This is a genomic window from Mesorhizobium sp. B3-1-6, assembly GCF_006439555.1.
In the GTDB taxonomy this organism is placed as follows: domain Bacteria; phylum Pseudomonadota; class Alphaproteobacteria; order Rhizobiales; family Rhizobiaceae; genus Mesorhizobium.
The window spans coordinates 88,964-103,761 of the sequence record NZ_VFTM01000002.1 but is presented as its reverse complement, the minus strand read 5'-3'; the positions used below and the strand labels follow the sequence as shown (position 1 = coordinate 103,761).

Below are 14,798 nucleotides of genomic sequence, written 5' to 3'. Positions count from 1 at the left end.
GGCGACGGAAGGATGCTGGACGAGCCGGCCGACAAGACCGGTGCTCGCGTCTCCTCCCGGCACACCCCGTCCGGTCAACTCATGTCGATGGCAGGTCTCCTGGCTCGCGGGTCGTTGCGCCATCCGCCTTCCCAGCCTTGCCGGCCAGTGGCGTTTCGGATGGAGCTCGCCGCTCACAGTTGCGGGGGCAGCCACGGGTTCAATCCAGACCGGATCTCACCGTGTTCCCTTTTCACCCCTCGCCTTGCGGCTCGGGGACCATGACGCAGCCATCGTAGGTTGTCCGCGCGCGAGTCGCAACGGCTTCTGCGCGCGTTCATCACCGCGTGAAGCGACCTGCCTGGAGAAATGCATTCGTGGTTCGATTCTCGTTATGATATGTAATAACGTTACATACCAACGAATGCGTAGCAGTCAATCCCTCCTCGCGCCGTCTCACCCAAACATCGGAAAATTTTCAGAAACCGTTCGGGATTTGCCGGAGCCGAAATCGCAAAAAGATCGGGCTGGCTAAGGACAGGTTGCAACGCCTCGATCCCCTGCCAGCCAACGCAGTTTTCCCGGCCGCCGCGTCCTCCCAAGCGCGGCCGCAACCTTGGGCATGGAGACAACATGATTGCCGCACGTTTTCACAACAGTCCTCTTGGGCACAACAAGCCGCTCAGGCGCCGCCTTGTCGCCGGCTCCATCGCCGCGCTCGCTTGCGGTGCCGTGATGGTCTGGCACGGCGCCAGAAGCGAAGCATCGAACGTCGCGCCGGGCACGCCCGAAACCAAGCTGGTCAAGGCAGTTTCGGTCTCGCCGGAACCCGTCGCGGATAACCGCGTCGCCATCGGCGAGATCAAGCCGAGGCTGGAGAGCGATCTCGGTCTTCGCGTTTCCGGCAAGCTCATCCGGCGCACCGCCGAAGTCGGCGCCACGGTGAAGAAGGGCGAGGTGCTCGCCCGGGTCGACGACCAGGATTATCGAAACCGGCTGGCCAGCGCGGAAGCCGATGTGACAGCGGCCGAGGCCGTGCTGGTGGAAGCCAGCGCCGCCGAAGCGCGTATCAGCGTGCTGCTCGCCAAGGGTTTCACGACACGCGCCAACCATGACGCGACGCTAAAGAATCTGCGCTCGGCCGAGGCCAAGCTGAAATCGGCGAACATCGCCTTCGCGATGGCCAAGGACCAGCTCGGTTACACCGAGCTCCGGGCCGAATTCGACGGCATCGTCACCGCCACCGGCGCCGAGGCCGGCCAATCGGTCAATGTTGGGCAGATGGTGGTACGCGTCGCCGATCCGGAGAGCCGCGACGCGGTGTTCTCTATCGCGGAAGCAGCCTTTACCAGCGCCCGGCGCGGTCGAAAGATACCCACCGTCACCGTCTCGCTGCTCAGCAATCCGGCAGTCTCGACCGCCGGCACTGTGCGCGAGATAGCGCCGATGGCCGACGCCGCCACCCGCACCTTCCAGGTGAAGGTTTCGCTCGAGAATGCGCCTGACGAGATGCGCTTCGGCGCAAGTGTCGCCGGCCGCGTCGAGATCGCCGGCGCGCCTGTCGTGCTGCTGCCGGGCAGCGCGCTGTTCGACAAGGAAGGCAAGCCCGCCGTCTGGGTGGTGTCGGCCTCGTCGGCTGTCGAGCTCAAGCCGGTCACCATCGCCCGCTACGAGACCGACCGCGTAGTCGTCAGTGCCGGGCTCACCAAGGGCGACCGGGTCGTCACTGCCGGCGTTAACCGGCTGCGGGAACACGAAAAAGTCCGTATCGTTGAGGGAGAAGGAAAATGACCATGTCAAAGACCAAGGTCCTCATCGCCGGCGCCGGCCCGACCGGGCTGACGCTCGCGCTCTGGTTGACCAAGCTCGGCGTTCCGGTGCGCATCTTCGACAAGGCCGCCGCTCCCGGCGAAACCTCGCGCGCGCTGGCCGTCCAGGCGCGCACGCTGGAATTCCACCGCCAGATCGGCATCGTCGACGACGTGCTTGCAGCGGGCGTGAAGATCGAACAGCTCACCGTGCACACGCCGGCAGGCGTCGCCGCGAGACTCCCGCTCGCCGATTTCGGCCGCGGCATCAGCCCCTATTCCTTCGCCTTCGCGCTGCCGCAGGACATCCACGAGCGCGTGCTGATCACGCATCTGGAGCGCGCCGGCGTCGAGGTGGAGCGCGGCACGGAGCTCATCGCTTTCCAGGACAAGGGCCACGCGGTCATCGCGACGCTGAGCAAGGAAGGCCAGACGGAAACCGTCGTCGCCGACTACCTCGCCGGTTGCGACGGAGCCCACAGCACAGTGCGCCACGGGCTGAATATCGGCTTTCCTGGCGGCGCCTACGAACAGTCCTTCTACGTCGTCGACGTGAAAGGCCGTGGCGACATCACCCGCAACGGCATGGACACGACCATCAGCACCTACGGTTTTGCCATCGTCATGCCGGTCCGGCAGTCGGGTTCGATCCGGCTGATCGGCATCGTGCCGAAGGCGCATGAGGCGGACGAGACGATCAGCTTCGAGGCGATACGCGCCGACGTCGAGCGCGACACCGGCGTAACGGTCGACGAGGTCAACTGGTTCTCGACCTACCGGGTCCATCATCGCGTCGCCGAGAATTTTCGCGTCGGCCGTGTGTTCCTCTGCGGCGACGCTGGCCACATTCACAGCCCGGCCGGCGGACAGGGGATGAACACCGGCATGGGCGATGCGGTGAACCTTGCCTGGAAGCTCGCTGCCGTCGTCCAGGGCCGCGCCGATCCGCGCCTGCTCGACAGCTATGAGCCGGAGCGCATCGCCTTCGCCCACAGACTGATCGAGAGCACGGACCAGGCGTTCCGCATCGCCACCAGCCGCTCGCGGCTCGTCGGCCTGTTCCGGCGCTATCTGATGCCGAATATCCTGAACATCGCGCTGCACACGTCATACGGCTCGCGCGCCTTCTTCGGCGTCATCTCGCAGGCGGCGATCCAGTACCGCGCCGGCCCGATCAGCTCGGGCACAGCGGGAAAGGTCAGCGGCGGCGACCGCCTGCCCTATGTGCCGATGCCAAGCAGCGACAATTTCGAGCCGCTGCGCTCGCTGGACTGGCAGGTGCATGTCTATGGCGAGGTCAATGCGGAATTCCGGGCCATGCTGGCATCGACCGGCATTCCGGTTCACGGCTTCGCCTGGTCGGAAACCGCCGCGAAAGCCGCCTTGCAGCGCGACGCCGCCTATCTGGTGAGGCCGGACGGGCATGTCGCGCTCGCCTCGCCGGTGCAGGAGGCGGCGAGCTTCCAGCGCTACCTCGCCGGCCTCGCCATCAAACCAAGGACGTCCGAGCGGGCGCCATACCGCGTACCGGGCACCATGCACAGCCTGGCCTGACTTGCCGCGGCGCCCGCCAAATGGCGGGCGCTGACCGGACCCAAACCATCACTTGTTTTCGCCAGCCGGCAGAAGCCGGCGGAACGCGCCTTCGCGCGCTGAGAGGGCTTTGCATCATGACCAGCTTCAATCTTTCCGAATGGGCGCTGCGCCACCGCAGCTTCATCGTCTACCTGATGATCGCGGCCGCACTCGCCGGCCTCTACGCCTATCGCGGTCTCGGCCGCGAGGAGGACCCGCCCTTCACCATCAAGACCATGGTGGTGAAGACGATGTGGCCAGGCGCCAGCACCAGCGACACGGTCGAACAGATCACCGACCGCATCGAGAAGAAGCTCGAGGAACTGCCCGATCTCGACTACGTCAAGAGCTACACCAAGCCGGGCGAATCCGTCGTCTTCGTCAACCTGAAGGACACTGTTGCCGGCGACCAGGTGCAGCCGCTCTGGTATCAGGTGCGCAAGAAGCTGGACGACATCAAGCCGACGCTGCCGTCGGGGGTGCAGGGCCCGTTCTTCAACGACGAGTTCGGCGACACCTATTCGCTGATCTACGCGCTCACCTCCGGCAGCCTCAGCCATCGCGAGCTGAAGGATATGGCGACCAGCCTGCGCGCCGGGCTGCTCACGGTGAAGGACGTCGCCAAGGTCGACCTGATCGGCCAGCAGGACGAGAAGATCTATCTCGAATTCTCGACCCAGAAGGTGGCGGCGCTCGGCCTCGACGTCGGCACGCTGACGCAGGCGTTGCAGGCGCAGAACGCGCTGACGCCGAGCGGCACGGTCGACGCCGGTCCCGAGCGCATCGCCATCCGCGTGTCCGGTTCCTTCACGTCGGAAGAGAGCCTGAAGGCGATCAACTTCTACGCCAACGGCCATTACTTCCGGTTGGGCGACGTCGCCGAGGTCAAGCGCGCCGATTCCGACCCGCCGCAGCCGATGTTCCGCTTCAACGGCAAGCCAGCGGTCGGCATCGCCGTCTCGATGACGGCAGGCGGCGACGCGCTGGCATTGGGCGAAAACGTCAAGGAGAAGATGCATGAGATGGAGGCCGAGCTGCCGCTCGGCGCCGAGCTCGGCATGGTCGCGGACCAGTCGCATGTCGTGGAAGAATCCGTCGGCGAATTCACCAAGAGCCTCGGCGAAGCGATCGCCATCGTGCTTGCCGTGTCACTGCTGGCGCTTGGCTGGCGCCCCGGCGTCGTCGTGGCGGTTGCCATCCCGCTGGTGCTGGCGATCACCTTCGTCACCATGCAGTATTTCGGCATATCGCTGCAGCGTATCTCGCTCGGCGCGCTGATCATCGCGCTCGGCCTACTGGTCGACGATGCGATGATCGCGGTCGAGATGATGATCGCCCGCATGGAGGAAGGCTACGACAAGATCTCGGCCGCCACCTATGCCTATACCTCGACTGCCTTCCCGATGCTGACCGGCACGGTGGTGACGATCGCCGGCTTCGTGCCGGTCGGCTTCGCCAAGAGCGGCGCCGGCGAATACTGCTTCTCGCTGTTTGCGGTCGTCGCCATCGCGCTCGTCGTCTCCTGGGTCGTCGCGGTGCTGTTCACGCCGCTAACCGGCGTCTTCATTCTGCCGGACCGCATCAAGGGACACGGCGGCAGCCACCAGCCGTCGCGCATTGCCCGTGGCTTCCAGGTGCTGCTCGAAACCGCGATGCGGGCGAAGTGGCTGGTGCTGTCGGCGACCGCCGGGCTGTTCGCGCTCTCGGTCGTTGCCATGGGCTTCGTCGGCCAGGAGTTCTTCCCGAAGTCGGACCGGCCGGAGGTCATGCTCGATCTCACACTGCCGCGCACCGCCTCGATCAAGGCGACGGACGCGGTCGTCGAGCGCGTCGAGAAGCTGCTCGCTTCCGATACTGACATCGACCATTGGAGCTTCTATGTCGGCCAGGGCGCGGTGCGCTTCTACCTGCCGCTCGACGCGCAGCTGGCCAACGACTTTTTCGCCCAGGCGGTGGTGGTGACCAAGGGCCATGCCGTGCGCCAGGCGGTCATCGACCGGCTGGAGAAGGAGCTGTCGACCGGCTTCGACGACGTCATGGCCCGCGTCACGCCGCTGGAACTTGGCCCGCCGGTCGGCTGGCCGCTGAAGTTCCGTGTCAGCGGTCCAGACCCGGACAAGACGCGGAGTCTCGCGCAGCAGTTCGCGCAGGTGCTCGGCAGCGACGCAGCGGTCCGCAACATCAACTACGACTGGAACGAGCCGGCCAAGGTCATCAAGGTCGAGGTCGACCAGGACCGGGCGCGTGCGCTGGGCATCTCCTCGCAGCAGCTGTCGGAGACGATCAACGCGATCCTGTCCGGCTCGAAGATCACCGAGATGCGTGACGACACCTATCTCGTCGACATCGTCGCCCGCGCCGTGGATTCGGAACGCGCCAGCATCGACACGCTGCGCGGCCTGACGATCAGCGCCTCCGGCGGACGGCGCGTGCCGCTCGAACAGGTGGCGAAGCTCAGCTACCAGACCGAGCCGCCGCTGATCTGGCGTCGAGGCCGCCTGCCGACCGTGACCGTGCAGGCCGACGTCGCGACGGGCGAGAACGCCACCATCGTGTCGAAGCGGCTGGAGAAAGCGATCGCCACGTTTAAGGCCGAGCTGCCGGCGCGCTACAGCGTCGAGCAGGGTGGCGTCATCGAGGACAGCGCCAAGGCGCAGGCCAGCATCTTCGTGGTCTTTCCGCTGATGCTGTTTATCATGGCTACGGTGCTGATGATCCAGTTGATGAGCTTCCAGCGCTTGGTGCTGGTGCTGCTCACCGCTCCGCTGGCCATCGTCGGCGTCGCCGGCGCGCTGCTTCTGTCAGGGGCTCCGATGGGCTTTGTCGCCATCCTCGGCGTGATGTCGCTGATCGGCATGGTGATCCGCAACTCGGTCATCCTGATCGCGCAGATCGACCAGCATATCGCCGCCGGCGAGGAGCCGTGGGCGGCGGTGATCAGCGCCACCACGCACCGGCTGCGGCCGATCCTGCTGACGGCGGCAGCAGCCATCCTCGGCATGATCCCGATCGCGCCGACCGTGTTCTGGGGACCGATGGCCTATGCGGTGATGGGCGGCCTGATGGTGGCGACCGTGCTGACGCTGGTTTTCCTGCCGACGCTCTACGTCGCCTGGTTCCGCATCAAGGTGCCGGAACACGCCGCGGCAGGGACCGAGCCGGTCACCGCCACCGCCGAACCGCAGGCCATCGCCGCCTGAGCGGCGAGGCACGGCAAGCCACGGCGGCGACGCCGCCGTGGCCGCATCCCAACAACAAACAGAAAGGCAAGATCAAGATCATGTCCTCCTTCTACGGAAACCTCTTCGTTCGCCTGAACGCCGGCTTCCTGATGCTGGCGTCGGCCGGCGGGCTCTTCACCGACATTGCCGGCTCCTTCTTCGGGCGCGGCCCGGAAGCAATCCTGCTCGGCGATGCGCCCGGTACCGGCATCGGCTTCATCGAGGCGCACGGGCTTGCCCTGATCATCGGCGTGACGCTCTGGCGCATCGCCTATTCCCGCAACTGGCATGCCGTCCTGGCTGCCGTGCACATGCTGCTTGGAACGGCGAACCTTCTGTTCTGGCAGTTCTTCGTCGCCGCGGACGTGCTCGTCGTCGGCTACGTCACAACCACGGCGCACTGGGTGCTCGTGGTTGCTCACCTGGCGGCGCTGACGGGCTCGACCCGGCTTGCCGCTCAATCCTCCCGCTAGACTTCAACCAACATCTGGAGAAACCAACATGCCCATGAAATCCTTGAAGAAATACCGCTCGGCCGCAGCTCTGCTCGCCCTTGCGATCACCGCTGTCGAAATCGTCGGCAGCGCCGTGCCCGCTTTGTCGCCGGTCAGCACCGCCGAGGCCCGCATCGGGGCGCCGTGGACGCCGCGCAGCGCCGCCGGAGTCGCCCGCCGCACCACCACCTGGCGCGTGCTGCGGCACACCACGGCCTGGGTCGCGACGCTGCCCACCGGCTGCGTCCGCACCAAGGTCAACGGTTTTGACGTCTGGCGCTGCGGCGGCACTTACTACCGGCTCTATCAGGGCCGCTACATCGTGGTCGTGGCCGATTGATCGCCTCGGGCGTCAGCTAAAGCGCGTCGCCCTGAAACGGATTCAGTCGACGCGCTTTTAAGTCGCTGTTTTTGATGCATGTCGCTATCCGCTGCACACTTCCGGGCGACATGCCTTAGCCGAGGGCAAGCCTGACACCCTCGGCGAAATGCTCGGCATCAGCCTTGTTCTCGAACGGCACGCCGCGCAGCGCATAGTCGATCGGCGAGAACGGGGCGCCCTCCTCGATGAGTGCGATCTGCCGCCGCGCCTTCTCCATGTCGCCCATCTGGGCATAACAGGCCGCGAGCCGCGTGCGGATCCACGGCGCTGGACGCGTTGCCAGTTCCAGTGCGTCGGCCGCCTGCCGGTACTCGCCCATCATGTAGAGCGCCAGCGCGCGATCGAACTGGTACCAATGCGGGTGCAAGGGATCGATGCGGATGCCGCGTGCCAGCCAGGTCAGCGCTTCCAGCGGCCGGCCGCGCATGGTCAGCAGCATGCCCATCTGCTCGATGCTGTCGGCATCGTAAGGGTTGAGCTGAAGCGCAATGCGCATGTGGTGCTCGGCCGCCTCGTGATCACGCATGTAGAGGCGGATCAGCGACTGCACGCGATGACCGGTCGGCTGGTCCGGCGACAGCGCCAGGCCCTTGTCGGCAAGGTCGCGCGCGTTTTCCAGCACGGCATCGCTGGCACGCCCGAATTCGCCGTCGAGCGAGCGCGCCAAGCCGAGATAGGTGTAGGCCAGCCCGTAATTCGGATCCTTGGCGATCGCCGCCTCGAACAAGGCCTCGGCGCCGCGCTGGTCGGTCTGGGCCGGGTCGCGCAGCAGCGCAAAGCCACGTATCAGGAGCTCGTAGGCGGCAAGGCTGGTGACCGGCTTGCGTGACGCCTGCTGCAGCCCGGCATTGGCGACCCGCGTGACCAGGCGGCTGACGATCTGTTCGACGATCTCGCGCTCGATGGCGAACAGGCCTTCGCCATGCGACTGGTAGCGGTCGCCCCAGAGTTGGCTCGCGGTGGCGATGTCTACCAGACTGACAGCGACCACGACATGCTCGCCCTGACGGCGCAGCGAGCCCTCGACCAGATAGTCGGCGCCAATGCGGGCGCGGATCTGCGGCCACTCGTCTCGGCCGAAGGAGGCAAAGGAGAAGCTGGAGTTCCGCGCCAGCACAGTGACGGTGCCGAAGCGCGCGACGCCATTGATCAGGTCTTCCGCGAATCCATCGACCATGGCCTCGTCGGCCGGATCGCCGCTCTCATTGCGGAAGCGCACCACGGCGACGATCGGCTGCGTGCTTATCTCGGGCGCCGCTTCGGCTTCCGCTGCCAGCATGTAGCCACGCTTGGAGACGGTGCGCACCATGTCGTCGCCCAGCACCTTGCGGATCTCGCGCACCGACTGCGTCAGCGAATCCTCGGTGACGTAGACGCCCGGCCACACGACATCCATCAGTTCCGATTTCGGCACCACGCGGCCCATGTTGCGGGCAAGATGGGACAGCAGCGCGAAAGCCTTCGGGCGCAGGAACAGCGGCTCGTTGACGCCGCGCAGCGTGCCCATGGCAAGGTCGAGCGTGAACCCGCCAAAACAAAAGGCCTGATCGGCTGTCGCCGGCGCCATCGGGACACCTCTCCCCGGACAATGCTTTGCGCCGCGTCGCTTCCACTCGACGCGGCATGGTCTAAGCGCATTATTGCCCAGCGCGCAATTTCGATCAAACTGGCCGGCGGCGCGAGGGCTAATGTCGCCGCGCCAAATGCGAGGACCCATGAACCCGACCGAGAAAGCGCTGTGGTTTGTCGAAAGCCATCTGCCGGACGCGATCAGTCTCGACGAAATAGCGCAAAGCAGCGGCGTATCGCGCTTCCATGTGACGCGCGCCTTCGGCGCCGCCACGGGACGGTCGGTCATGGGTTATATGCGGGCGCGCCGCTTGAGCGAAGCAGCGCGCAAGCTGGCCGGCGGCGCGCCCGATATTCTTTCGGTCGCGCTCGATGCCGGCTACGGCTCGCATGAGGCTTTCACGCGGGCTTTTCGCGATGCGTTCGGCACCACGCCGGAACTGGTGCGCGCGCAAGGCTCGACGCGAAACCTCAACCTCGTGGAGCCCATTCTGATGGACAGTTCGCTTCTCGCCACACTCGAGTCGCCGCGCTTCGAAACCAGCCGCCCCTTCCTCATCGCCGGTCTCGGCGAACGCTACAGCTGCGAGACCAGCGCCGGCATTCCCATGCAATGGCAGCGCTTCGCCCCCTATATCGGCAACATTCCAGGCGAAGTGCCCGGCGTCTTCTACGGCGTGTGCACGAATGGCGACGATGCCGGCAATTTCGACTATGTCGCCGGCGTCCAGGTGACGGATTTTTGCGACCTGCCGAAGGATTTCTACCGTGTGCGGGTGCCGGCGCAGAAATATGCGGTGTTCTCGCATCGCGAGCACATCTCGACCATCCGCCGGACCATCAACACGATCTGGAACAGCTGGCTGCCGGCCTCCGGCCACGAGATCGCCGACGCACCGGAATTCGAGCGCTACGGACCCCAATTCGACGCGCGCACCGGCAATGGCGGGTTGGAGATCTGGTTGCCGGTGAAGGGGTGAGCGCCTTCCCTTCAGCTTGCGGGAGAAGGGAAAGAGCTAAAGCTCCAGATCCCATGTCTGCCCGACCAAGTCCTTGCCGAAGGAATGGTGGCGCTCCTCGTCGACCAGCTTGAAACCCACGGCCTGGTAGATGCGGCGGGCCGCGCCCAGTATGTCGTTGGTCCATAAGGTCAGCGTCTTGTAGCCTTTGGCGCGCGCGAAGGTGATGCATTCGTCGACCAGGCGCGCGCCGATGCCAAGACCGCGCGCCGATGGCTCGACATAGAGCAGTCTGAGCTTCGCCACCTCCGGCGACTTGCGCACGACGAAGACGGAACCGACAACCTCGCCCGCGCGCTCGGCGATCCAGGCACGCTCCCACTTCGGATCGAACTTCCTGACGAATTCGCCGAGGATCTCGGCGACCAGCGCCTCGAAGGTCCCGTCCCAACCATACTCCTGCGTGTAGAGCATGCCCTGGCGGCGCGTGATCCAACCGATGTCGCCGACCTGCAGCGGCCGCAGGATGTAGGCTTCCTTCGGTTCGGGTTTGTCGCCGAGCAGCTCCTGTACGGCGCGCATGGCCTTGACCAGCCGCTCCTGGTCGACAGGCGCCAGGCGATCGAGCAGCGCGCGCACCTGGTCGTGCGAATCCTGGTTGAGCGGCGCGAAGGCCTGCCTGCCCGCGGGCGTCAGCGCAATCGAGGCGCGGCGCGCATCTGCCTCGGTGGCTTCGCGCTCGACCAGGCCGCGCTCCTCGAATTTCTTGAGAAGACGGCTGACATAGCCGGGGTCGAGGCCAAGCTCGCGCACCAGGTCGCTGGCGACGAGCCCGTCGCGATGCGCAAGCTCATAGAGCACCCGCGCCTCGGTCAGCGAGAACGGGCTCTTCAACAGGCCCTCGTCGAGCAGGCCGATCTGGCGGGTGTAGAAGCGGTTGAAGGACCGGACCGTGTCGATGCGCTCCTTGCCGGGGTGGTCGTGGATCGTCATGGGAGATCCTCCTGTCTTGGACAGGATCAACCATTTAGTTGACTGAGTCAATGAATAGGCCACGCCTTCGTCATTCCAGGGCGGAGCAAGGAGCGCAGCGACGCGCGCAGACCCTAGAATGACGACCTCACGGTCACCAGTGCTAATAGCGAGCGCTGAAGCGCCCCTCACCCCATCGGCAGCACCGGCCAGAACTCCACGATGCGCGCGGCCGAAAACACCGCAATCGCCCCGAAATGCTGCAGCACCGCCTCACTCTGCGTCGGCCGCAAGAAGGCGTAGTCGCCGGGCTTAACATCCGCGCCTGCCGGCAGGCTCATGAACTGCTGGTTGGACGATAAACCGATCAGTCCGTTCGGCTTCATGCCTTCGGGAAACACCGGCTCGGCCATCCACTTGCCGCCATAGAGATAGCAGCCCTTGCGCGCGAAGAGACCGAGCGATTGAAACGCCCTGGAAACCGCCGGCGGCCCCGGCAGCATCGCATCGACCGCCTTGAGGATCGGCGTGGCGATGAAAGCCGCCGGCTGGAAACCGCCGAGGCCGGGCGTGTCGAAATCCTTGGGCAGCACGAAGGCCGAGCCGATCGACACTTCGTTAGCGACGCCCGAGCCATGCAGCAGCGCCGTCTTCGAGCCGCCGATGTTGAGGATGCGGCGCGCCTCCGGCTCCAGCGCATCGATGAAGCCGGCAGCCTTGGTCGAGGCCTGCTTCAGCGCCTTCTCCGCCCCGCCGAATAAACCGGGGATTTCCGGCGCATGGGCCTCATAGGCCATGATGCCTTCGCAGTGCAGACGATCCGGTATCGGCAGCGCCTTGATCTCGGCGGGGCTGGAAAAGCCGCCGCGATGCAGGCCGACGTCCACCTCGAAAGCGAAGCGCAATTCGGTGTCGAGCGCCGCAGCGAGCGCGCCATATTCCGCCAGCCGCTCCGGCGTATCGATGAGCCAGCAGACGCGCGACCACCAGCCGGCGCCGCCTCTCGTCAGCGCGGCCCTGGCGGCGCCGACCGGCATCGGCTTGCCATAGAGCAAATCGCCCTCGGGAAAAGCGTCGAGCACTGCCTGCGTCACCGGCGGATGGAAGGTCATGAAGCGGTTGGTTTCAAGTGCTCGCGCGATGTGCAAGAGCAGCGGCATGCAAGGCAGCGACTTGTCGACCAGTCGCACCGCCAGGCCCGGCGCCAGCCTCTCCTTAACCAGCGCGATGTTGCCGTCCAGCCGGTCTCGGTCGAGAACAAGGCAGGGCCGGAAAATCTCGGCGGCTCGCAATGCGTCGGACAGAGCGATGAAATAGGCGCTCATTGTTGGATGCCGAACAGGCTGGCCATGTAAGGCGAGACGAAACGGTTTTGCGGATCGATGTCGCGCCGCACCGCCATCGCGTCGTCCCAGCGCGGATAAAGTTTCTTGAAATCCGTTGCCTTCAGGCCGTGCATCTTGCCCCAATGCGGCCTGCCGCCATACTTGTGGAAGATGGGCTCGGCGGCGCGCATGAAGGGCAGCGGGTCGTTCGCCGCATCGTGGTGGATGGCGATCGAGCAGGTCAGCCTTTTGTAGAAAGGCGAAAGCCAGAATTCGTCTGGCGCCACCGAACGCACCTCCATCGGGAAATAGACTTCCGGGAAGTGCTTCTCCGTCAGCGCGATGATCTCGGCCAACGCCTTGGGGCCTTCCTCGTAAGGCAGGTGGTACTCCATCTCGTTGAATTTGGTGCGACGGTCGCTGGCGTAGACGTTGAGCCAATCCTGCACATAGTCCTCGGAGGCCACTTTCTTCACCGCGCCCCTGATCAGCGCGCGGCGCAGCGACGGCAGCCAGCGCAAAGCGGTGCGCAGCTTGCGCAAAGTCGCCAATCCTTCCTCGTCATCCTCGGTCGGCCGCGGCGTCGGCGCTGCGCCACTGAGATCGCTGGCAATGAACTGCACGTAGTCGGCGAAGGGAATGTAGTAGAACTCGGCCGAGCGATGCGCGGCCATCATTGTCTCGAAGTTTTTGAGCATGTCGCCGACCGGCAGAATCCATTTGCGGCGGCGCAGCCGATAGGTCGCCATGTTGTTCATCGTCACTTCGGTCAGCACGCCGAAGCTGCCCAGCGCGACGCCGGTGGCGTGGATCATGTCGAGGTCGCCAGCGCGGCTGTACTCGCGCAGCCTGCCTTGCCCATCCACCAGCTGCAGCGCCTCGAGCTGCGTGTGATAGGCGCCGAGCGCGGAGCCCGAGCCATGGGTCGCCGTGCCCAGCGCGCCGCCGATCGCCTGGCGGTCGATGTCGCCCATGTTGGGCAGACCCTGGCCGATGTCCTGCAGGATATGCATCAGGGCGCCGAGCCGCGTGCCCGCCCTCACCCGCGCCCGGTTGGCGACAGCGTCATGCGTGACGAGCCCCTCGATCTTCTCCAGCGAAACGATGGTGCCGTCGGACTGCACCAGCGGCGTGAAGGAATGGCCGGCGCCTGCGACGCGCAGCGGTCCGGGCGCCGAGCGCACCAGCTCGGCCAGTTCCCCGACATCGGCCGGGGTCGCGATCAATTGCGGGGAAGCCGTGACGAAGCCCGACCAGTTGCTCCAGGCGGCTGCCATCCCAATCCTCCCGCTCAGGCCCGGCCGCGCCGGCGCGCGACCAGCACGAAGACGCCGAGCAAAAGCACGCTGGCCAGAGCGGTGGCGGCGGCGAATTCGGGCACGGGCCGGAAATTCTCGCCGTCGATCAGAAGCGAGGCGGCGATCGGGCCGATGGCGAGGCCGAAGAGTTGCGCGGCCGGCACCAGGAGTGCGGCGGTGCGCGTCTCGTCGGCGGTGATGGCGAGGCGGATCTGGTAAGGCACGATGAAGAGCAGGATGAAGCCCATCACTAGCGCCACGGCCCAGAACGTCGAAAGACCCGGGCCGGAGGCAAGCAGCACCGAGCTGATCGCCGCGATGACCCCGATGGCAGTGATGGCAAAACGATAGTCGATGCGCGCCTCGAAGATCGTCGCGGTCATGGCGCCGAGCACCTGCGCGGCAAGGCTCGCCGAAACCATCAGGCCGACGGTGCGGCCATCAATGCCGAACTGGGCGCCGATGGGCTCGAGGAAAGCCCAGACGGCACCGAAGAACATGAAATAGCAGAAGATCGACAAGAGCGCGGTGATCGCCGGCACGGTCGCCACATTGGCAAACTGCTCTTCCTTTGGCAGGTCGGCATAGTCGTCCGGCACGGTCCAGGCCACGACCAGCGACAGCAGGCAGACGATGCCGAGCGCGATGAAGCCGCCGGCCGAGCCAGCTCGCGGCACGGCATAAAGCGCGAGGATCAGCGCCAGCGCGCATTGCGCCAAGGTCTGCAGCGTGACGAAATAGCCGCCGATGCGCTCGGCGCGACGCGAGCGGGCGATCAATTCGGTGGCGACCGCGACCAGCCCGCCCTCCGCCAAGCCGGCCAGCGTGCGCGCGCCGATCAGCGCATTGGGAGTACCGGCATAAGCGGTCCAGAAATTGGTGAGCGCGAGCAGCACGAGCAGCACCGCGCTCTTCCGGCGCATGTTCCTGGCAGGGAGCAGCATCGCCACTACGCCCGAGCCGATGGCGATGGCGATCATCTCGGCGGTGGCCACCAGCGCGAGTTCGTCGCCGGTGACATGCCCTTCGGTGTAGAGCGCACCGAGCAGCACCGGCTGCAGGCCAAGGATGAGCAGGCCGACCGAGCCGATCCACAGCGCCGAGGCGAGCTGCAGTCCGCTCGGATTGCCGACAAGCCAGTCGTCATTTTCCGCCTGCGCGGCTTGCGATGCGGTCACGAGTGCCCTCCCTTGCAGCTCGATCGAAAAACTGACAA

At 65.7% G+C, this 14,798-nt stretch carries 11 protein-coding genes and 1 riboswitch; of the genes, 6 read left to right on the top strand and 5 right to left on the bottom strand.

Annotated elements, in window-relative coordinates; translation table 11 throughout:
• Positions 1-71: 71 nt before the first annotated feature.
• Positions 72-278, bottom strand: a riboswitch (cobalamin riboswitch).
• A gap of 334 nt (positions 279-612) precedes the next feature.
• From FJ414_RS02790 to FJ414_RS02770, 5 genes are all read left to right on the top strand, one after another.
• Positions 613-1,770, top strand: coding sequence for an efflux RND transporter periplasmic adaptor subunit (locus tag FJ414_RS02790; RefSeq protein ID WP_140641090.1), 1,158 nt, complete (start codon positions 613-615; stop codon positions 1,768-1,770).
• A complete protein-coding gene (locus FJ414_RS02785) occupies positions 1,767-3,341 on the top strand; it encodes an FAD-dependent monooxygenase (protein WP_140641088.1) in 1,575 nt (524 codons plus the stop codon). Before FJ414_RS02790 ends, FJ414_RS02785 begins: the two co-directional genes overlap by 4 nt.
• Positions 3,342-3,457: 116 nt before the next feature.
• Positions 3,458-6,562 carry an efflux RND transporter permease subunit gene (locus tag FJ414_RS02780; RefSeq protein WP_281405791.1) on the top strand — a complete coding sequence of 1,035 codons (3,105 nt, stop codon included), beginning with the start codon at positions 3,458-3,460 and terminating at the stop codon, positions 6,560-6,562.
• Positions 6,563-6,642: 80 nt separating this feature from the next.
• A complete protein-coding gene (locus tag FJ414_RS02775) occupies positions 6,643-7,056 on the top strand; it encodes a hypothetical protein (RefSeq protein ID WP_140641086.1) in 414 nt (137 codons plus the stop codon).
• Between the two features lie 28 nt (positions 7,057-7,084).
• Positions 7,085-7,417 (top strand): hypothetical protein, encoded by a 333-nt coding sequence (locus FJ414_RS02770; RefSeq protein ID WP_246672278.1) that lies wholly within the window; start codon positions 7,085-7,087, stop codon positions 7,415-7,417.
• Positions 7,418-7,532: 115 nt separating this feature from the next.
• Here FJ414_RS02770 and FJ414_RS02765 read toward each other — a convergent pair whose 3' ends face one another.
• Complete coding sequence (locus tag FJ414_RS02765; protein ID WP_140641084.1) at positions 7,533-9,026, bottom strand: winged helix-turn-helix domain-containing protein; 1,494 nt, start codon at positions 9,024-9,026, stop codon at positions 7,533-7,535.
• 148 nt (positions 9,027-9,174) lie between these two features.
• Between FJ414_RS02765 and FJ414_RS02760 the strand changes: the two genes are divergently transcribed.
• Positions 9,175-10,008, top strand: a complete 834-nt coding sequence (locus FJ414_RS02760; protein WP_140641082.1) for an AraC family transcriptional regulator — start codon at positions 9,175-9,177, stop codon at positions 10,006-10,008.
• 36 nt (positions 10,009-10,044) lie between these two features.
• Here the strand turns inward: FJ414_RS02760 and FJ414_RS02755 are convergent, their stop codons facing one another.
• The 4 genes from FJ414_RS02755 to FJ414_RS02740 all read right to left on the bottom strand — a co-directional run bounded on the left by FJ414_RS02755 (position 10,045) and on the right by FJ414_RS02740 (position 14,760).
• The gene (locus FJ414_RS02755) at positions 10,045-10,980 is read right to left on the bottom strand and encodes a bifunctional helix-turn-helix transcriptional regulator/GNAT family N-acetyltransferase (protein ID WP_140641080.1); all 936 of its coding nucleotides are present in this window, start codon (positions 10,978-10,980) and stop codon (positions 10,045-10,047) included.
• A 167-nt stretch (positions 10,981-11,147) separates the two neighbouring features.
• Positions 11,148-12,284 (bottom strand): alanine racemase, encoded by a 1,137-nt coding sequence (locus FJ414_RS02750; protein WP_140641078.1) that lies wholly within the window; start codon positions 12,282-12,284, stop codon positions 11,148-11,150.
• Positions 12,281-13,561 carry a D-arabinono-1,4-lactone oxidase gene (locus tag FJ414_RS02745; protein WP_140641073.1) on the bottom strand — a complete coding sequence of 427 codons (1,281 nt, stop codon included), beginning with the start codon at positions 13,559-13,561 and terminating at the stop codon, positions 12,281-12,283. The genes FJ414_RS02750 and FJ414_RS02745 overlap by 4 nt, the downstream gene beginning before the upstream one ends.
• A gap of 14 nt (positions 13,562-13,575) precedes the next feature.
• Positions 13,576-14,760 (bottom strand): MFS transporter, encoded by a 1,185-nt coding sequence (locus tag FJ414_RS02740; protein ID WP_140641071.1) that lies wholly within the window; start codon positions 14,758-14,760, stop codon positions 13,576-13,578.
• Positions 14,761-14,798: the final 38 nt, after the last annotated feature.